18 protein-coding genes and 1 pseudogene are annotated in these 19,612 nt (G+C 46.6%); 7 read left to right on the forward strand and 12 right to left on the reverse strand.

What is annotated here, in order from left to right; genetic code table 11:
• Positions 1-171: 171 nt before the first annotated feature.
• The 5 genes and pseudogenes from AAW31_RS17480 (at position 172) to AAW31_RS17495 (ending at position 5,265) form a co-directional block, all read left to right on the forward strand.
• On the forward strand, positions 172-2,577 hold the full coding sequence (locus tag AAW31_RS17480) for a penicillin acylase family protein (protein WP_046851222.1): 2,406 nt from the start codon (positions 172-174) through the stop codon (positions 2,575-2,577).
• Between the two features lie 39 nt (positions 2,578-2,616).
• A complete protein-coding gene (locus tag AAW31_RS17485; RefSeq protein ID WP_046851223.1) occupies positions 2,617-3,087 on the forward strand; it encodes a hypothetical protein in 471 nt (156 codons plus the stop codon).
• 16 nt (positions 3,088-3,103) lie between these two features.
• Positions 3,104-3,699, forward strand: a pseudogene (locus AAW31_RS23940) (chromate transporter).
• A 5-nt stretch (positions 3,700-3,704) separates the two neighbouring features.
• The gene (locus AAW31_RS23945) at positions 3,705-4,436 is read left to right on the forward strand and encodes a chromate transporter (protein WP_309567365.1); all 732 of its coding nucleotides are present in this window, start codon (positions 3,705-3,707) and stop codon (positions 4,434-4,436) included.
• 541 nt (positions 4,437-4,977) lie between these two features.
• Complete coding sequence (locus tag AAW31_RS17495) at positions 4,978-5,265, forward strand: Lpp/OprI family alanine-zipper lipoprotein (protein ID WP_046851224.1); 288 nt, start codon at positions 4,978-4,980, stop codon at positions 5,263-5,265.
• Positions 5,266-5,330: 65 nt separating this feature from the next.
• Here AAW31_RS17495 and AAW31_RS17500 read toward each other — a convergent pair whose 3' ends face one another.
• The 6 genes from AAW31_RS17500 to AAW31_RS17525 all read right to left on the reverse strand — a co-directional run bounded on the left by AAW31_RS17500 (position 5,331) and on the right by AAW31_RS17525 (position 10,471).
• On the reverse strand, positions 5,331-6,278 hold the full coding sequence (locus AAW31_RS17500; protein WP_046851225.1) for a L,D-transpeptidase family protein: 948 nt from the start codon (positions 6,276-6,278) through the stop codon (positions 5,331-5,333).
• Between the two features lie 129 nt (positions 6,279-6,407).
• Positions 6,408-7,544 carry a Kae1-like domain-containing protein gene (locus AAW31_RS17505; protein ID WP_052752344.1) on the reverse strand — a complete coding sequence of 379 codons (1,137 nt, stop codon included), beginning with the start codon at positions 7,542-7,544 and terminating at the stop codon, positions 6,408-6,410.
• Positions 7,534-8,451 (reverse strand): hydrogenase nickel incorporation protein HypB, encoded by a 918-nt coding sequence (gene hypB, locus AAW31_RS17510; protein WP_046851226.1) that lies wholly within the window; start codon positions 8,449-8,451, stop codon positions 7,534-7,536. Before hypB ends, AAW31_RS17505 begins: the two co-directional genes overlap by 11 nt.
• 14 nt (positions 8,452-8,465) lie before the next feature.
• Positions 8,466-8,921 (reverse strand): hydrogenase maturation nickel metallochaperone HypA, encoded by a 456-nt coding sequence (gene hypA, locus AAW31_RS17515; protein WP_235264408.1) that lies wholly within the window; start codon positions 8,919-8,921, stop codon positions 8,466-8,468.
• A gap of 36 nt (positions 8,922-8,957) precedes the next feature.
• On the reverse strand, positions 8,958-9,569 hold the full coding sequence (locus AAW31_RS17520) for a HupE/UreJ family protein (protein ID WP_158441589.1): 612 nt from the start codon (positions 9,567-9,569) through the stop codon (positions 8,958-8,960).
• 323 nt (positions 9,570-9,892) lie between these two features.
• Positions 9,893-10,471, reverse strand: coding sequence for a cytochrome P460 family protein (locus AAW31_RS17525; RefSeq protein ID WP_235264409.1), 579 nt, complete (start codon positions 10,469-10,471; stop codon positions 9,893-9,895).
• 296 nt (positions 10,472-10,767) lie between these two features.
• Here AAW31_RS17525 and ybaL point away from each other — a divergent pair, with 296 nt between their 5' ends.
• Both ybaL and AAW31_RS21545 read left to right on the forward strand, forming a co-directional pair.
• Positions 10,768-12,459: a YbaL family putative K(+) efflux transporter gene (gene ybaL, locus AAW31_RS17530; protein ID WP_046851228.1), complete on the forward strand. Its 1,692-nt coding sequence runs from the start codon at positions 10,768-10,770 to the stop codon at positions 12,457-12,459.
• Between the two features lie 205 nt (positions 12,460-12,664).
• Entirely contained in the window at positions 12,665-12,835 is a 171-nt protein-coding gene (locus AAW31_RS21545; protein ID WP_158441591.1) for a hypothetical protein, read from the forward strand.
• 53 nt (positions 12,836-12,888) lie between these two features.
• Here AAW31_RS21545 and AAW31_RS17535 read toward each other — a convergent pair whose 3' ends face one another.
• The 6 genes from AAW31_RS17535 to lnt are packed head-to-tail and all read right to left on the reverse strand — an operon-like array spanning position 12,889 to position 19,565.
• Positions 12,889-13,638, reverse strand: coding sequence for a M48 family metallopeptidase (locus AAW31_RS17535; protein WP_052752345.1), 750 nt, complete (start codon positions 13,636-13,638; stop codon positions 12,889-12,891).
• Positions 13,586-14,371, reverse strand: a complete 786-nt coding sequence (locus AAW31_RS17540; RefSeq protein WP_046851229.1) for a lysophospholipid acyltransferase family protein — start codon at positions 14,369-14,371, stop codon at positions 13,586-13,588. Before AAW31_RS17540 ends, AAW31_RS17535 begins: the two co-directional genes overlap by 53 nt.
• Positions 14,368-14,907, reverse strand: coding sequence for a D-glycero-beta-D-manno-heptose 1,7-bisphosphate 7-phosphatase (gmhB, locus tag AAW31_RS17545; protein ID WP_046851230.1), 540 nt, complete (start codon positions 14,905-14,907; stop codon positions 14,368-14,370). Before gmhB ends, AAW31_RS17540 begins: the two co-directional genes overlap by 4 nt.
• Before the next feature lies 1 nt (position 14,908).
• Complete coding sequence (glyS, locus tag AAW31_RS17550) at positions 14,909-17,107, reverse strand: glycine--tRNA ligase subunit beta (protein WP_187426882.1); 2,199 nt, start codon at positions 17,105-17,107, stop codon at positions 14,909-14,911.
• A 2-nt stretch (positions 17,108-17,109) separates the two neighbouring features.
• Positions 17,110-18,018: a glycine--tRNA ligase subunit alpha gene (gene glyQ, locus AAW31_RS17555; protein ID WP_082110514.1), complete on the reverse strand. Its 909-nt coding sequence runs from the start codon at positions 18,016-18,018 to the stop codon at positions 17,110-17,112.
• Between the two features lie 53 nt (positions 18,019-18,071).
• The gene (lnt, locus tag AAW31_RS17560) at positions 18,072-19,565 is read right to left on the reverse strand and encodes an apolipoprotein N-acyltransferase (RefSeq protein WP_046851932.1); all 1,494 of its coding nucleotides are present in this window, start codon (positions 19,563-19,565) and stop codon (positions 18,072-18,074) included.
• Positions 19,566-19,612: the final 47 nt, after the last annotated feature.

Consider the following 19,612-nt stretch of genomic DNA (forward strand, 5'->3'; position numbering starts at 1 on the left):
GACATTCTTGATAAATTATTAGTTTGATCATCAGTACCAAATACTGATACTTTTATGATATTCATCAAATGGATATGGGTCATTATTTTATTGATAGTCATTGCGATGGCACTGGCAAACCAAGTATGCGCACAGTCTCAATTTTCCTAATGCTGGCAAATAATTAGTAAAATGGCTCGCCGAGTTAACCTGATTTACTGGTTTCTGCTCGCCCTGCTGGTTCTGGTGTTAGGGCTAACAGGCACATGCTGGCTACTATTACAAGGCAGCTTGCCAAAATATGAGGGAGAGGCATCTATTTCTGCTCTTTCCGCACCGGTAGTCATCGAGCGGGATGCGTTGGGAAGTGTAACTTTACATGCGCAGGATCGCCTTGATCTCGCCAGGGCACTTGGTTACGTTCATGCACAAGAGCGTTTTTTGGAAATGGATCTTATGCGTCGTAGTGCTGCTGGAGAGCTGGCTGAATTATTTGGTGCAGCAGCACTGCCAGCCGATCGTAAAGCACGGGGACATCGTATGCGCGCCCGCGCTACGGCCATGTTGTCCGAGCTACCTGAAAGCCAACGCCAATTGATTGATGCTTATCGTGATGGCGTAAATGAAGGGTTGACTAAACTGGCGGTACGCCCGTTCCCTTATCTACTGACACGCATCCAACCTCACCCCTGGCATAGCGAAGATACCTTACTGGTGGTGATATCGATGTATTTTACTTTGCAAGAAGCGATCTTTCAGCGCGAACTCCAACTTTCCACTTTGCGCGCGGGTTTACCTGAAACGGTTTACCGATTCTTAACCGCACCTGGGGGGGAATGGGATGCTCCGCTGACCGGGGCGCCTTTTGAGTGGCCCCAGCTGCCTTCCAGCGAAGTATTCAATTTACGAAAAAGTGGCCCCAGCCTGAAGCACAATTTACCGCATCATCGAAATGATTATCATGATGAAGCGCCGGGTAGCAACAGTTTCGCAGTAGCCGGCTCACTAGCGGGGGGTGCTGCGCTGATAGCCAATGATATGCATCTCACGTTACGCACACCCAGTTTATGGTTTCGTACACGCATCATTTATCCGCATTCGCAACGGCCCGAGAGCTTTATTGATACTATTGGCGTGAGTTTGCCCGGCACACCTGCGATTGTGGTAGGTTCCAATCGCCATATAGCCTGGAGTTTTACCAACAGCTATGGCGACACGGCTGATTGGGTCCGAATCATGATTGATCCGGCCGACCCATCGCGTTACCGTAGTGCTAAGGACTGGAAATCGATTACGGTCCATCGTGAAACGCTGCGTGTGCGTGGCGCACCGGATGAAACAATTGAGGTTCGCGAAACCGAATGGGGGCCAATACTGGCAAGCGACCATGATGGCATCCCGCTGGCGCTTGTTTGGGCTGCCCATCAGACAGGTGCGATCAACATGGATTTGATCGAGCTTGAACAAGTGGAAACAGTGGACAGGGCGATTGTAGTTGCCCAGCAGGCAGGTATGCCTGCACAAAATTTCATTGTGGGTGATCGCGACGGTCATATCGCATGGACAATTGCTGGACGCATTCCGTTACGTCGAGGTCATTACAATCCAACCGAACCAGCGAACTGGAGTGAAGGAAATATCAGTTGGCAAGGTTGGCTCGAAGCAGCACAATACCCGGTGATCATTAATCCACAGGAGCAGCGTTTGTGGAGTGGTAATGCGCGCATGGTCGATGGCGACATGTTGGCACAGCTTGGTGATGGTGGCTATGAACTGGGTGCACGTGCCCGGCAGATCCGTGATAGTTTGCAGAAAACTGAGCATTTCACACCCACTGAGTTTTTCTTGATTCAATTAGATGATCGCGCCTTGTTTCTTTCTCGCTGGCGGCAACTGTTTGAACAAATATTAGATCAAGCTCCTTCCTCTAGCTGGCGCGCAGAAATGCAAGAAGCGATGCGTGACTGGGATAGTCATGCCTCTGTCAACTCCGTCGCCTACCGCATAGTGCGCACGTTTCGTCAAGAAATCATCAGCCGCATCCTGGATAATTTTACTGCTGAAATACAAAGCCATTATCCGGATTTCTCATTCCCAAGATTAGCTCAGATCGAGCACGCCATTTGGCTGTTGATTGTGCAACGCCCTCTGCATCTGTTACCGCCGGAATATACCAGTTGGGATCAACTGCTCGAATCTTGTGCGCAACGCATCGCAGTCGAGATGCAGGCTCAACCAGGTGGGATCGCTGCGCGCACCTGGGGCGAAAAGAATACTGCGGCTATCCGGCACCCATTAAGCCGTGTGCTGCCGGCATTCATCGCTCAGTGGCTAGATATGCCGCGTGATCCCCTACCGGGCGATAGTTACATGCCGCGCATCCAGTCCCCCAATTTTGGCGCCTCCCAGCGTTTCGTGGTGGCACCGGGCGAAGAAGAGCACGGTTATTTTTCCATGCCCGGAGGGCAAAGCGGTCATCCGCTCTCTCCTTACTACGGCAGTGGTCATGCTGACTGGGTAGCTGGCAAAGTAACGCCATTTTTGCCTGGGCCGCCTGAACGCACGCTTTCTCTGCTGCCATTCAAAACCAGTCAATAATTTTTGTTCGTATTGATTATTAGCTTAAAGGAGATGTCAATGAAAAAGATTTATGCGCTCGCATTGTGCCTGAGTATGACCACAGTCATGGCGATGGATATCGATGAACGAAAAATACTCTCACTCAACGAAATGCAGCGTAATCACATTCTGGCCGAGATGCGTGCCTTGCTGCAGGGCACGCAGCAGATACTTCATGCACTTTCGAAAGAGGATATGATGGCAGTCGCTCGCCATGCACGTATACTGGGCAAGGAGATGACGCATAAGGGAGAGGATCATTTGCGTTCTGTGCTACCGGAGAATTTCATGCAGCTTGGCATGTCGGTACATCAAAGTTTTGATCAGATTGCTACCGATGCAGAAACTTTGAAAAACCCCAAGCATACCCTGATCCAATTAAGTGATACCATGCAGCACTGTATCACTTGCCATGCCGCCTATCAGATCCGAACGACTGAGCTACCCGCCAAAGCTGAAAGCCACCCCGCTCATCATAACCATCATTGATAGAAAATCAGGCGACATGGGAACTACTTCTGACAAAGACACGCTGTCGGACCAGATCAGCTTGCGTGAAGCATGGCTGTTCTGGTTTAAACTGGGCTGGATCAGTTTCGGCGGTCCAGCGGGACAAGTTGCCATCATGCATGCAGAATTGGTCGAGCAACGACGCTGGATCAGTGAAAGGCGTTTTCTGCTGCACTCAATTACTGCATGGTATTACTCGGTCCCGAAGCCCAGCAGCTCACGACCTATATCGGTTGGCTCATGCACCGAATTTGGGGAGGCGTGGTCGCGGGCATATTGTTTGTATTACCTTCGCTCATCATCCTGATTGTCTTATCCTGGCTCTCTACATCGCGTTTGGTCATACCTCCCTCCCTCGTGGCCGGGCTGCTTTATGATATTAAACCCGCAGTAATTGCTATCGTTGGGCAAGCTGCCTACCGGATCGGATTGCGTACACTCAAGAATTCTGGATTATGGGTTATGGCAGCTGCTTCCTTTGTCGCCATAGCAGTTTTCCAGATACCATTCCCGGCAATTCTGCTGGCTGCCGCGCTGATCGGCTATATTGGGGGGCACGCCCGCTCAGTTTACGGAAGGCACAAACCCTAGTAAGCTTGATCGCATACGGCCCCGCTATCATCGATGATACCACTCTCCTACCTGAGCACACCCATTTCCGCTGGCCACGTCTGATCACTGTCATCATTGTGTGTGCGGTGCTATGGATTGTGCCGATGGCATTACTCGTCAGTCAATTTGGCTGGCTTGGCACGCTGACTCAGATGAGCTGGTTTTTTACCAAAGCAGCCTTCCTGACATTCGGTGGCGCTTATGCTGTCCCGCCTTATGTCTATCAAGGCGCAGTCGAATACGACGGATGGTTGAATCCTGCTCAAATGATCGATGGCCTGGCGCTCGTTGAAACTCTCCCTGGCCCACTCATTATGATAGTTGCGTTTGTCGGCTTTATTGGTAGCTATACCAACACATTGTTTGGTGCCGACCTTCCTCTACTGGCGGGTGCTATTGCGGCCGTGGCAGTAACTTGGTTTACTTTCCTACCCTCCTTTTTATTCATATTGGCCGGTGAGGCGCTAGTAGAAACGACACATGGCAATCTTAAACTCTCTGCCCCATTGACCGCCATTACTGCCGCCGTGATCGGCGTCATTTTCAATCTAGCACTGTTTCTTTACCTATCATGTTTTATGGCCGCAAGGTTTATCATCATCATTCGAATGGCCCGCTGCACTGATTACATTCGTTGCCAGCATTGCGCCATTCTATTTCAAACGCAATGTCATTTATGTAATTGGCGCATGTGCCATGATGGGCTTAATTTATAGTATCCTTTGGAGGTAATTCTATTTCCAAATCAAAAATGATACAAAGGCGAGTCGCAGGCAAAATATAACAAATAGGGCAAGGAAGAGCAGACAAAGTCTGTTTCGTTTTAGAAATGGAATATCTATATAGAATGTATACAAATGCATAATTGCTGATCCATTTGTAATTCTTTAGTATTAATTTGTAATAGAGTTTGGTTGGTTTAATGCATTACTTCTATCCTGCTACGGCTAAAATTTATTTTTTAAATTATTGATGAATAAGTATTAATTCCTGCCTTGGCAGTACTTGTACGTTAAATATGCTGGTATAGATTCAATTTAATAGCTAAACCTTTATCTGGCTAAATTATACTTTTAATTCAATATTATTAAAGTGTGGTAAATATGATACATTCACGCTTTATATTGTCTTTATATTGTTTAAGAAATCAGGTAGCATCGCGATGTTGTCATAGGTTTTTGAATCTGCACGTGAATGGACAACTTGTGTTGAGAATTTAAAGTTTTGTCTTAATCAAATAACAGTATGGAGATGAAGATGAATAAGAAAATTAAATATGTATTTACTGTAACAACCCTAAGCGCATTAGTTGCATTATCTGGCTGTGCAACAACAGGGCAACTCGAAGAAGTAAAATCACAGCTTAATGCTGTTCAGCAAGATGTAAATTCTGCTAAATCAGAAGCTGCTGCAGCTAGAGCAACTGCAAACGAAGCAAAAGATATTGCAAACAGAGCGCTCAATACGGCTAATGACGCCAATTCACGCGCAGCGCAGACTGATGAAAAAATTGATCGTATGTTTAAAAGATCTATGTATAAATAATTTATCAATCAAAATAAAAAAGCCCCATCAGGGGCTTTTTTATTGCCTATCACAACCTATTTTGTCTATTTTGAAATCAGCACCGGAATACCATTTTTTTCAAATACCGCCAGCTCAAGCGCCATTTCATCAATAACTATATTTTCTCTAGCTGGGTTTATCTTTTTACCATTGTCGCTTTTCTCAAGAAAACTGGCAATTGCTTCACGTACTTTCTGCATATAATCGTCGCCATACTCCTTCTCGTTTTCTTCTAAGGGCGGATGTAATTCTATAAACAATGAACCAGCCAGCCAGCCAAGTTTGATAGGTTGATTGACTAACTGCACCGGCGTTCCGACGGGCACCTGGTCAAACAATTTTTCAATATCTTCAGGATACATGCGCAGGCACCCATGAGTGACGCGCATACCTATTCCAAAGGGCTTGTCCGTGCCATGGATCAGATAACCTGCGGTACCCAGATAGAGTGCATGCCGCCCTAATGGATTGGTTGGTCCAGGTGGTACCACATCCGGCAGGGGTGGATTGCCTGCTTCTATAGCCTCTTTTTTGAGCGATTGAGGTGGTATCCAGGTAGGATCTTTTTGTTTTCTGACGACAGTAGTTTTACCCATTGGCGTACTCCAATCCATTCTGCCTATGCTGATTGGATGAGTAATGACGACTGGTTTCTTCCCTTTCTCAGGTTTGAGAAAATAATAAAGACGCATTTCAGGTAGATTAATGACCAAGCCTGTACGCTCAGCCTGTGGAAGAATATACCGGCCTGGTATTACTACCTTGGTACCTTCGGAAGGGAGCCAGCGGTCAACAAAAGGATTAGCCATCAATATGGCATCCTGTCCAATACCATACTGGCGTGCAATATCAAGCAAAGTATCCTCTTGACTTGCCTCTATCACCTTTACTTGACCAACAATATCAATATCCGATGGAGGCAATGTCCAAGTCGTAGCTTGTGCCAATGTTGTTGTCAAAAGGGTAAAAAGTAAAATAGCAGTGCTACGCATAACTTAGCTCACAAAAAATATATCCATTTTTCCTGATCGTCCAGAAAAAATTTGCAAATGACAAATCGCTTAACTATAACAGATACTAAGAACTCTGATTAGAGAAGCTCTACAAGTAAACGATAATCTTCAAGCGCCAATTGATTCATACCATTGTGCAGCTACCCAAGCCTGACCTAAAGAAATAGCGCTGTCATCAGGGGGCAACTGTTTAGCATATAATACTTGTAGGTTATTTTCAGCAAGATGCTGACTCAATAGTTGCAGTAATAACTCATTATGAAAACAACCCCCTCCCAGTGCAATCCGTGCACAATGGTATTTCCTGGCCGCGAGCGCTACCCACTTGGCAAGCCCATCAGCGAGGGTAGCATGAAATACAGCAGCACCCTTGACAACATCAGTACATTGCATAAGCCAGGCAAGCAACGGAGAAAAATCGAGCACATTATTGGCGGTAATTTGATAACCCTCCTCAAGAGAACTCACCTTACCATACGAGGCGGCCAATGTTTGTAACTGAATGGCAGCCTGAGCCTCATGAGATTGAATTTCATTTACCCCTAATAAGCCAGCAACCGTATCGAACAGCCGCCCCATACTCGAAGTAGCCGGGCAATTCAAATTGCGTTGCAGCATAGCAACCACAGTATTAACTGCTGGCTGAGCTGGGAAACGCAATGCTATCTCATGAGTATGTCCTAGATCGAATAACGCTGCTGCGGCCATACGCCAGGGTTCACGCGCTGCCCGATCACCGCCTGGCATAGCAAGTGTAGCCAGATGCCCCAGACGTTCAAAATACCCCCCTTCCACGCGTAATAATTCACCGCCCCAAGGCATCTTGTCTGTACCCAACCCTACCCCATCCAAGGCTAGACCCAACACTGTTTCACTAATCCCATGTTCCGCACAAATGGCAGCAATATGGGCATGGTGATGTTGCACCGCAAGAATCGGTAAATCATGCTTTGCAGCATAAGTATGTGCATAATGCGTACTGTAAAAATCAGGGTGTAGGTCATGTGCTACCACTTTAGGCTGCACATTAAGTATCTTGCACATGTGGAGCACGGTCTCATCCAGCTTACTGCGTGCCTGTGCAGTATCAAGATCTCCAATTACCGGCGAGACTAAAGCAGTATGACTTCGTGTAACGCAAACTGTATTTTTTAACCAAGCGCCACAGGCCAGCATGGAAGGTAGGGCAAAAGGAAGTTCTATCGAATAGAAAGGTAACTCAGTCCAAGTGGAGCTAATCAACATGATGCTGAGAATTTTCTATTTTCTTCTTGCCAGCTGCCGCCTGGCAATAGCCAACTTTAATCCAGTCTATCCATTCCGACATTCCTTCCCCTCTTAAAGCTGAAAGTTGAATCACTCGCAGTGAAGGGTTAATGCGGCGGGCATAGATAATTGCGAGTTCTGGATCAAAGGTCAGATAAGGCAGCAAATCGCATTTGTTAAGTAATAGCAGATCTGCGGCACGAAACATATCCGGATATTTTAGCGGCTTGTCTTCACCTTCTGTCACAGATAGGATCACTACTTTATGTGCCTCACCCAGATCAAAGCTGGCCGGGCAGACCAGATTGCCGACATTTTCAATAAATAATACACTGTCCTCCCGCACAGCAAGTTGCTGCATCGCTTGACTTACCATGTAAGCATCCAGGTGACACCCCTTACCTGTGTTGATTTGCAAGGCAGGAATACCACAGGCACGAATACGCGCAGCATCATTTTCTGTCTGCTGATCGCCCTCGATCACGTACATACGCTGTTCTTCTCGCAAGGCAGCAATCGTTTGCACTAATAAAGTCGTTTTGCCAGAACCAGGACTGGAGACGAGATTGAGTGCAAAAATCCCGCGCTCAGTCAAGTAACAGCGATTGACCTCAGCATGAAGGTTATTCTTGGCTAGAATATCACGTTCGATTTTTACCATGCGTGCATGACTCATACCTGATGCATGCGATTGCGCAGCGCCTGAACCAAAATCAATCAGGTCAGGCTTATGAACAGGATAATCAGCCGATGCCTTCAGAGAAGTTGGCTTTGGCATGTTGGCAGGCATTCGATAACGGATTGCTCCCGCTGGTTTACGGGAATGCTGCAATCGTTTTCCATCTATCTGGATCAAACCATGTCCGCAGCCACATGTTGTACACATGATCATCACTCCTTTTATTCAACTTCAAGTTCTTTGACACGTAAGGTATCGCCACATAATACTTCAAGCTCAAAATTGCCACATTGTGAGCAAACACCATAAAGCGTAGCCATTGGTACTTCCTGCATACATGTTTTGCACCAGCCTAATCCTAGTATATCAATAATTTCCAGCTTCGCATGCTGAGCGATACTGCCATGCATTACGACGTCAAAACAGAAACGCAACGCTTCCGGCTCCACACAAGTCAACTGGCCAATTTCCAGCCACACCGTTTTGACGCGTGTAAAAGACTGATGCTGCGCTGCTTCTTCGATGATCTGTAAGACATTTTCGGCCAATGACATTTCATGCATAAACAATTCTACCCAGCATTTCAAAAGTTGTGAAAATGAATTTTCCGGGTAGCTACCTATCAAGTAGATAGATGAGGAGCGCATACCTTCCAACACAGCGATTGGAGCACTCATCAGGTTGATGAGCGAAACTACGTTTTCAATTATCTCTTACCCGATCAAAACCATGCTACTTCCGTACAAAATCACCCCCATTCCGGCAAGTCGTAACCATTGCACGCTTCCCTTGTGTTTAATGAATATGCCAATACCGATACCCAAAGCATGAAGTAATACGGTAGCAGATACAAATCCCAGCGCGTAAGTAAACCCTGATATATGTTGGGACATTTCTGCACCATGGGCATAACCATGACAAAACGCGAAAATCGCGACTATGATAGCACTTACGATCACTGGCAATCGGATGGAAGCGGCAATCAACATACCGAAAACCAGCAGTGAAATAATAATACCGACTTCAGTATATCCAAAAGGAACCGCGATTATCCCTGCTAATCCACCCAAGGTCATGACAGCAACAAAAGTAAAAGGTACTAGCCATACGACACGTCCCCCGATTTGAGTTGCCCATAGACCCACAGCGATCATGGCAAGTACATGATCCAATCCTCCTACAGGATGAATAAAACCGTGTACCCAGCCATTCTGAGTGTCAATTCCAGTATGAGCATAAGCTAATGAGGAGTAAACTATGGGAAAAAGCGCCAGAGAGAACAATAGTAGTAATTTAATAACAAAATATTTTATCAGGACTTTCATTCTAATTTCCTTAAGCATTTGTTTCCTATCCGATAGCGAATTGCAACGCGCCGCTAATTCAGTATTCACCAAAACTAAAATTGCTCATTCCATCCCTAAATCAAACATGACACGAAAGCAAGATGCAAACAGTCCATATAATACGGTAAGGTGAAGCTGGCAAAATCAGGGTTAATTTAGAAATGGAATAAATTATCCATACTTCAGCACGCTGTTACTCCCATTACTAATTCTCTAAAGTCAGATAATAAAACAGGCTGCAAGTTTCTAGAAACTTGCAGCCTGTTCATAGCTTACCAATAGTATTTATCTTACATCAACTATCAATTCTTTCTTGCAAAATCAACGAGCTTCTGAAAGCTAAACAGGTAGTCCTGATCTTTCAACGGAGTATGGCACTGAACACAATTCAAGTCGTTGCTTTTGGGTGTGCCATCCGGGTTATACACAGCAAATCCCCAGTCACCTGTGCGGTTCTCCTGAGAAAAAGTTTTGTCCCAATCACTTCTTTTTTCCATCACTGCAACAGCTGCGAGTTTTTCAATTTCAAACATACCCTCTTTATCTGAAATGATCTTGCCAGCTGCATCTTTTTTAGTTTCATATATTTCCATGACAACGACTGACCCTGGTGTTGCTTCTTCGCCTTTTTTGTAACTCGCAATAGCAATATCATTAGCATAAAATTTTGCTACCTGCGTCTGATTGGCCCGATTGGCAGTATCATATTGAGTAAAGGCTTGCTGATAACTCTCAGGAAATTTGACAAAATCAGGATTACCTCCGCTATGGGCATAAAAAGGTAAAAGTGTGCAGACCAGGGTAATGAATTTAAATCGATGCATCATTCTCTCTCCTTGCTTGTAGTATCTAATAGTTAAGAAGTTTCTATGTAAAATCATTTATTTAATAACTATACTGAAAAGCCTTGGATGAATTGCTTGCCCTCTGCATAGTTTGAAGCATTATATGCAGAATATCCAACAATAGAAACTGGCATTATCCAGCCGTGATCAACGAATACTATCCTCCTCATGAGATACTCATTAATTTCCAGGTAACCATCCTTTTTATTTAAGAAGACGCTTAACAAGCTTGTCAGGCTGTAGAATAAGACCCTTGATTGCACGCACCGAGCTGGCTTTAGAATAACTGGTCAAGCTCACCTATTACTGCCGCTATAACAAAAGGAAACTGAATGGAACATGACACCTCGTTGATAACGACTATTGCTGCTGGATTTGGTCTTGCCCTGATATTGGGCTTCATTGCTGAGCGACTCAAGATTCCCGCTTTAGTTGGTTATCTACTGGCAGGAATAGCTATGGGACCATCCACACCAGGTTTCGTTGCTGATGTAGATATCGCCTCACAGTTGTCAGAAATTGGGGTCATGCTGCTTATGTTCGGTGTGGGTTTGCATTTTTCTCTTGACGATTTACTTGCGGTTAAGCGTATCGCCCTCCCAGGCGCCGTCGTTCAAATGGGGCTGGCGACTGGATTAGGTATGCTTATAGCTTCGTGGTGGGGTTGGGATTTTGGCACCGGCCTGGTTTTTGGTCTCTCTCTGTCTTGTGCTAGTACCGTCGTATTGCTCAAAGCCCTTGAGTCACGAGGCATACTCGAAACCATGAACGGGCGTATTGCCGTGGGTTGGCTAGTGGTGGAAGATCTCGCTACTGTACTCATCCTGGTATTATTACCTTCCTTTGCGGGCATATTAGGTGGAACAGTCGCCCCTACCGAAGAAACTGTTCCGTTATGGCGCACGATTGGACAGACCCTTCTTGAGGTCTCAGCTTTTATCGCTCTGATGCTGATCGGCGGGCGTCGTATATTGCCTTGGTTGTTATGGCAAGTCGCAAGTATCGGTTCGCGAGAGCTCTTCACTTTGTCAGTTATCGCAGCAGCGATCAGTGTCGCCTACAGTGCAGCAGCTTTGTTCAATGTATCATTTGCACTGGGAGCTTTCTTTGCAGGAATGGTCATGCGTGAATCAGAATTCAGTCATCGCGCAGCTCAAGAATCACTACCATTGCGCGATGCCTTTTCTGTACTGTTCTTTGTCTCTGTGGGGATGCTCTTCGATCCACAGATATTGATGGAGAAACCGATGCATGTTCTCAGCGTCGTTGCTATTATCATTGTCGGCAAATCAATCGCAGCAATGGGGCTGGTACTTACCTTCCGCTACCCACTCAATACGGCATTGGTGGTGGCTGCCAGCCTGGCACAGATCGGTGAATTTTCGTTTATTCTTGCTGGGCTGGGAATGTCACTTGGTTTGCTTTCTTCAGAAGGGATGGATTTGGTTCTCGCTGGGGCACTCATCTCCATAGCGCTGAATCCATTTGTGTTTGCCGCAGTTAACCCTATTATAAATTGGGTTCTCCAGCGCTCGGAATTAGCTCGCCGTCTGGAACACCGCGAGGATCCCTTCGCTGAATTGCCGTTAACTACAGAACGCAAATACCTTGAAGGACAAGTGGTGCTGGTAGGCTATGGCCGTGTGGGACGACGCATCGCCAGGGAGCTGGATAAACGCAAAATTCCCTATGTGGTTGCTGAACAAAACCGCGAACTGGTAGAGGATCTGCGTAAAAAAGGTGTCGCTGCTGTATCGGGTAATGCGGCTGATCCAGCTGTGCTCATCCAGGCACATATTGCAGGTGCAGCAATGTTGGTGATCGCAACACCTGAAACCCTCAACGTGCGGCAGATTGCTGAAATTGCACGTACCCTTAACTCGGATATTGAGATCGTGCTCCGTACTCACAGTGAAGACGAGTCACAATTCCTGCAGAAAGAAAAGATTGGCACAGTATTCTTTGGAGAAGAGGAACTCGCTAAAGGTATGACGAACCATATACTGCAACGTTTTGCTCCATAAAATTGCAGCGACCTAAAACGGCTATTCCCGCTGCTTGCAGCGGGAATAGCCATTTTTCTGTGCAGAACAGCCCCCCTATCCCATTCCAAATCAAAAATGACGCGAAGGCGAGCCGCAAACAGTATCAATAATACGGCAAGGTAAAACCGACAAAATTACGTTTGATTTAGAAATGGAATTAGAAATGAAATAACACACCCTCAGAATGCTGCGCTATAAGCTCTTTGCCAAAGCTGGTTATATTACCCACGAGGGCCGAAAAAAGATGATGAATCTGGCAGTTACCATGCAACAGCGTGAATGGATTCATAGTGTTTGGGACAAATCCAAAACATTTGATCTTCTCGTTAAATTCAGCCCAATACTCACCCCTTAATCGCTTGTAATGGAAAATCCGGGTTAAATAAAGTTCTGGAGCCCATTTTCCAATCAGTCGATTTTTTTTAACTCTGCCCGCGCTTGCCGGTAATCTGGATAGATGCTCTCGACTACTCTCCAGAATGCCGCAGAATGATTCATTTCGATCAGATGAGATAATTCATGCGCTACCACGTAATCCACCAGGAAAAGCGGCAACTGTATTAACCGCCAGTTAAGGGATACTGTCCCATTTGAACTACAGCTCCCCCAGCGCGTGCGCGCACTGGATAATCTCACTTTTGGTAATGGCACACCCAATTTGACCGCATAAAGCGCTACTCGCTCACTCATGTACGCTCGCGCTTGTTTACGATACCAAGTCATTACGAATTTCTCGATTTGACAGGAAGTTAGCGAAGCAATTTGCCGGGTTATTTCCTGAATTTGATCTGTTTTATTATTTTGCGAAATCAGTTGCAGTTTTTCTGATTCAGTCAAGACCAATCGATAGGGATCGCCTAATAGCCAGAAAGTACTATCCAGACACCACTGAGGCTGGATAATTTTTTTCTCTTTCCATACCTCCAGACTTCTAATGACCCAGGCAGCTTTACTGTGCAGTACTTGCTCTATTCTGCTGAGAGTCGCTTGCAAAGGGACACTGACCGTTAAACCCTCTCGATTGATTTTCAGGCCAATCGTTCTCCGGTTACGACGAATCAGCGTGTAGCCGATTGTCCTGTCAACCAATGTGATGGTACGTGCCTCATTTTTCAGCGTCTTTGACTGACTGGTTCGAGATCGAAATAAATTGTTCATCATCACGCCCTTCTTTTCCACAACTGCTGATACGCGACACCTCAGTTTCTATCCACGCTTGTACACGTGCATTAAGCTCATCAGGATCCATACCGGTTGGATCAATTGGTTTGCCAATGCTTACCGTAATCGTGCCAGGAGATTTGATAAATGAATTTCTTCCCCAAAATTCTCCTGCATTGTGTGCAACTGGGACAACCAATGTACCCGTGTGGGTGGCGAGCCATGCGCCGCCTATCTTGTATTTACCCGTCTTACCTGGAGGAGTGCGCGTCCCTTCCGGAAAAATGACGATCCAGAAGTTCTGTTTTAATCTCTCTTTGCCCTGCTCAACGATTTGCTGTAATGCTGCTTTACCCGAACTACGATCAATTGCAATCGGGTTAGTCATTGCCAGTCCCCAGCCAAAAAATGGAATACGCAATAACTCTTTTTTAAGCACCCATACCTGGGGTGGGAAAATTTGTTGCAATGCCAGGGTTTCCCATGCTGATTGATGCTTGGATAACACAATACTTGGCCGATCAGGAATATTCTCCGCACCCAGCACACGATAATGCAGGCCACAGATTACCCTGAGTAGAAACAGCATGATGCAGGTCCAGCCGTAGGTCACCTTATAACGGTAATGGGGAGGAAGGGGATAACAGGCGAGAGTAAATAATGCATAGGGAGGCGTGATGATGAGTTGTAATACAGTATAAAAAGCTGAGCGCACGGCAGCTGATATCATATTTTCTTCACCAATGTGTCCACAACAGATGCCAGATCAGCAAAAATTTGCGTCCCTTCCGGGAGATTCCCATTCGCATGAGTCATTTCACCTTTTCCAGTCAGCACTAAAATCGGGATGGCCTCTACCTTGACCGCTGCCTGCAAATCCCGCAGTGAATCACCGACAGCAGGAACGCCTTTAAGATCGGTACTATAACGTTGCATAATTTCCTGAAACATACCTATCTCGGGTTTACGACAGTGACATTTATCCTGCTCAGTATGTGGGCAGAAGAAAAGCGCATCAATGCGTCCCCCGGCGTGATGAACCGCTTTGAACATCTTGTCGTTAATGGCATTGAAAGTCGTCATATCGAGCAATCCGCGCCCAATCCCAGACTGATTGGTTGCAATGATCACGCGATAACCGGCCTGGGTAAGTCGTGAGATCGCTTCCAGGCTGCCAGGTATGGGTTTCCATTCATCGAGTGATGTGATAAAGGTTTCGCTGGCCTCATTGATCACACCATTACTATCCAGAATGATCAATTTCATTTCAGCTCGCCAGTCTGGAAATATCGGCCACTCGATTCATTACCTGCTGAAGTCTTTTAAGCAAAGCCAAACGATTGTTGCGCAGCCTGTCATCATCGGTATTGACCATTACATGATCAAAAAAGGTATCAACCGGTGCTTTTAATGCTGCCAGGATTTGCAGGGCAACCGTGTAATCCTTCTGCTGAAAGGCCTCATCCACTTTATCTTTCAGCTCAATTAACGCTTGATACAATGCTCGTTCAGCAGGCACTTGTAAAAGTTCAACCTCTACCTGTGGGTTGATGATAGCGCTACTCTTTTTGAGGATATTACTCACACGCTTATTGGCAGCAGCCAGACTAGCTGCCTCTGGCAAAGCGATAAAAGCACGAATAGCAGCCAGTCGTTTGGGAATATCATTTAAATGTTGAGGATAGAGTGCCAATACAGCATCCACTTCCTGGGCACTGTAACCCTGCTCACGCAAATTTACCGCCAATCGATCATAGATAAAATCTGCTAATTGCCCGCTTACCTCTGCAGATATCGTATGACGGATATGTTTCTGGTGGGTCTTCTCCTCAGTGTCAGCAAATGGCCTCTCGGCGACTGTCTGCTGTACCCATTGATCTGCAATACGTTCATCCTGGAGAATTTCTATGGCTCGCTCCATCAGCCTATTCAGTTCAAGCGGTAAATCCTTTTCGATCAGGATACGAATTACGCCCAAGGCATGGCGGCGTAGTGCAAAAGGATCCCTATCTCCGGTAGGGAGTTGCCCGATAGCAAATAAATTGATCAAAGTTTCCAGCTTATCTGCCAAAGCCACACAGACGCCAACCAGATTATGTGGTAGTAAGTCGCCGGCAAAGCGTGGTTTGTAATGGTCTTCTATCGCATAGGCAATGGTATCGCTCAAGCCCTCGTGCTGAGCATAATAACGCCCCATGATTCCCTGCAGCTCGGGAAATTCTCCAACCATGTCTGTCAGTAAATCGGTTTTAGCTAATCGCGCTGCCTGCTCTGCTTGTTCTGCCAGTATATTGCCACCCAATATTTGCCCGATCTCGCGTGCAAGGGTACGTACATACTCAATGCGCAAACCTTGTGTACCCAGTTGATGATGGTAAACCACCTTGTTCAGCCCAGGAATGCGCGAAGCCAAGGTATGCTTCCGGTCCTGGTCAAAGAAGAATTTTGCATCAGCCAAACGCGAACGGACGACCCGTTCATTGCCCTCGATGACAAAATGAGTATCTGCTGGACAAATATTCGCCACCATCAGGAAGGTATTGGCCAGTTTTCCCTCCCTATCCAGCAACGGAAAATATTTCTGATTAGCTTTCATCGTCAGAATCAGGCATTCCTGGGGTACTTCAAGAAATTCTGATGGGAATTTCCCGATCAGCACGTTGGGATGTTCCACCAGTGCTGTTACCTCATCCAGTAACGCTTCATCCAGAATAAGCTGCAGATTTTCTTTGGCGGCAGCAGTAGAAAGCTGATTCGAGATGCGGGTACGGCGTTCAGCAAAACTCGCAATAACCGCGCCCTCTGTTTCCAGTTGCTGGCTATAACTATCCGCTTCCCTGATGACGATAGGATGGCTACTGGCTTCGAAGCGATGACCTTGTGTCATATTGCCGGCAGTCAAACCCAGCACGCTCACAGGAACCACCTCGGCGCCATATAGCGCAATCAATCCATGGGCGGGGCGGACAAAATTAACGTTCTGCCAACCATCTGCAAGCTGATAAGTCATCACTTTGGGGATGGGTAATTGCGCAATCACCTCATCCATCGCTTGTTGCAGCCCATCAACCAGAACGATGCCCGACACCACACGCTCCAGAAAAAGTGTTTCGGATTTACCCTCGATTGCCCGCGTCAGTTGCGAAACAACAAATGCCTCCACGCCTAGACTACTTAATTTCTTGACCAAAGCCGGCGTCGCTCGCCCTTCCTCATCCAGACCCACCGAAACGGGCATTAACTTGGTCGTCACAGCCTGATCAGGCGCCTGCCCCAAAACATGCGTAATATGAACAGCCAGCCTACGTGGCGTTGTGTATGCAGTCATTACCGCATCTGGCATCGCCAGATTCTGGCTTTTCAGGCTATTGAGCAATGATTCAGCAAAATAAGTACCCAGCTTATGCAGTGATTTGGGTGGCAGCTCTTCAACCAGCAGTTCTACAAGTAGGTTTCTTGGAATCATGCTCACCCTGCTTTCTTCGGGATTTGCGCCACCCATTCGCGCGGCGCCAGCGGAAAGGGAGGCTGCAATCGTTCCCGACTATCATAATAAGCCTGTGCGACTCGACGCGCCAGATTGCGAATGCGCGCGATATAGGCGGCACGTTCGGTGACCGAGATGGCTCCTCGGGCATCCAATAAATTAAAGCTATGCGCCGCTTTCAGGACTTGTTCATAGGCAGGCAGTGGTAATTGTTGTTCCATTAAATCATTCGCTTGTTCTTCATATTTACCGAAAGCGACAAAGAGAAATTCAGTGTCGCTGCATTCAAAATTATAAGTCGATTGCTCAACTTCATTTTGATGATACACATCACCGTAGCTCAACCCTTGAGTCCAAGTTAAATCAAACACATTCTCCACCCCTTGCAGATACATAGCCAGCCGCTCGAGCCCATAAGTAATCTCACCGGTAATCGGCCTGCAATTGATCCCACCGACTTGCTGAAAATAAGTAAACTGTGTGACTTCCATGCCATTCAACCACACTTCCCAGCCAAGCCCCCAAGCCCCCAGCGTTGGGTTTTCCCAATCATCTTCCACTAATCTGACATCATTCAGTTTCAAATCCAAACCCAATGTCTGCAGCGAACCCAAATATAAATCCAGAATATTTTGCGGAGCAGGCTTTAGCACAACCTGATATTGATAATAATGCTGCAAACGATTCGGGTTATTACCGTAACGACCGTCCTTTGGACGGCGCGATGGTTGCACATACGCCGCACGCCACGGCTCTGGTCCCAGCGCACGCAGAAAGGTAGCGGTATGGCTTGTGCCTGCGCCAACTTCCATGTCATAAGGCTGTAACAGCGCACAACCTTGTTTGCTCCAATAATGCTGGAGCGTCAGAATCATATCCTGAAATTTCATGATAGGTACGTAAGCGTTAGCTTGGAACGGTATTGTTGATGACGGCAAGTATTTTACAGGGTTTTACGTTTCCTATAAAAAAAGACTGATAGCCAACCAGTGGTCAACAATAATATTGCCAGCCCTAATACCAGACTATTGCCCAAGCGTACATACGGGGTAGCACCCGAATAACCTTGCGCTATCCCATGTAAACCTGCGGTAGTAAACATTTCCAATTGCTGCACGAGGTTGCCGCGTTGATCAATGATGGCGGTTACCCCGGTATTGGTGGCACGCAACATGTAGCGTCCTGTTTCCAAGGCACGCATCTGTGAAATTTGCAAGTGCTGCCAAGGGCCGATAGAACGCCCAAACCAGGCATCGTTGCTCACATTGACCAGCAATGAGGCCTCGGGTAGCTGCATGATGATTTCTTCTCCGAACACATCTTCATAGCAGATATTGATGGCCACGTTTTGTCCAGCCAGATACAAAGGTTGCTGATCAAGTGAGCCGCGGGAGAAATCGGACAAAGGCATATTCAGCACTTTGATAATCCAGCCAAATACGAGCTTTAACGGGATATATTCGCCAAATGGCACGAGATGATGTTTTCGATAACGTTGTTCAGGCGATACACCCAGACTGAACATCGTATTGTAGTATTCATTCCTATCCGATGAGACCGCTTCAGCCATACCGATCAGTACATCCCCTTCATTTGCCCTTGCATGCGCAGCAAGCTCAGACAAGTAATCAAACGGCACATCTTCATGAAACAGCGGAATGGATATTTCTGGCGTTACTATGAGCTGACTGTTACTTTCCTGGATAAGCTTGGCGTAAGTATCCATGGTCGTGATAACGTGATCCTCTCGCCATTTTAAATCCTGCGGAATATTTCCCTGTAATAGACTCACTGTCACGGCATCACCCTCAGGTCTGGTCCACTCGATTCCCTGCAATCCCAGGCCGATGACCCAGACCCCACCCAGAAAAAATAAGCATCGCCATGAACGCCTTTGCTCAAACCAGGAGGATAGCCAGCCAGCACTCAGAACCAGAAGAAGTGAAATCCCATACACCCCCACTACTGGCGCAAAACCTATGAGCGGGCTGGATGGCGCCTGCGAATACCCAACCGCTAACCAGGGAAAACCGGTAAATAAGGTACCACGCAACCATTCTGATAATATCCATAGCGAGGCAATCATCCATGGCCAAATAGCTGGCGCAGCCGTGCGCAATCTTACCGAAATCCACCCTGTTAACGCAGGGAATAATGAGAGATAAGCACAAAGCAGGATCAAAGCCAATACAGCCAGCGGCATCGGCATATTACCAAAATCATGCAGGCTGACATAAATCCAGGTTACCCCTGTACCAAACATCCCCATGCCAAAAGAAAAACCCAGTATTGCGGCAGTTAAAGGCGTGATATTGTGACGCCAGAAATAGATCAGTAATGCCAGGGTAACTAAAGGGATCGGAAAAAAATAAAACGGTGCAAACCCCAGAACAGTCAGCGCACCCGACAGAAAAGAGAGGATGATTTTTAAATTAATTTGATTCAATCCGGCCCACTCAGCAAAAAAATCTCAAATAGTTTTGA

This window comes from Nitrosomonas communis, assembly GCF_001007935.1.
Lineage (GTDB): Bacteria > Pseudomonadota > Gammaproteobacteria > Burkholderiales > Nitrosomonadaceae > Nitrosomonas > Nitrosomonas communis.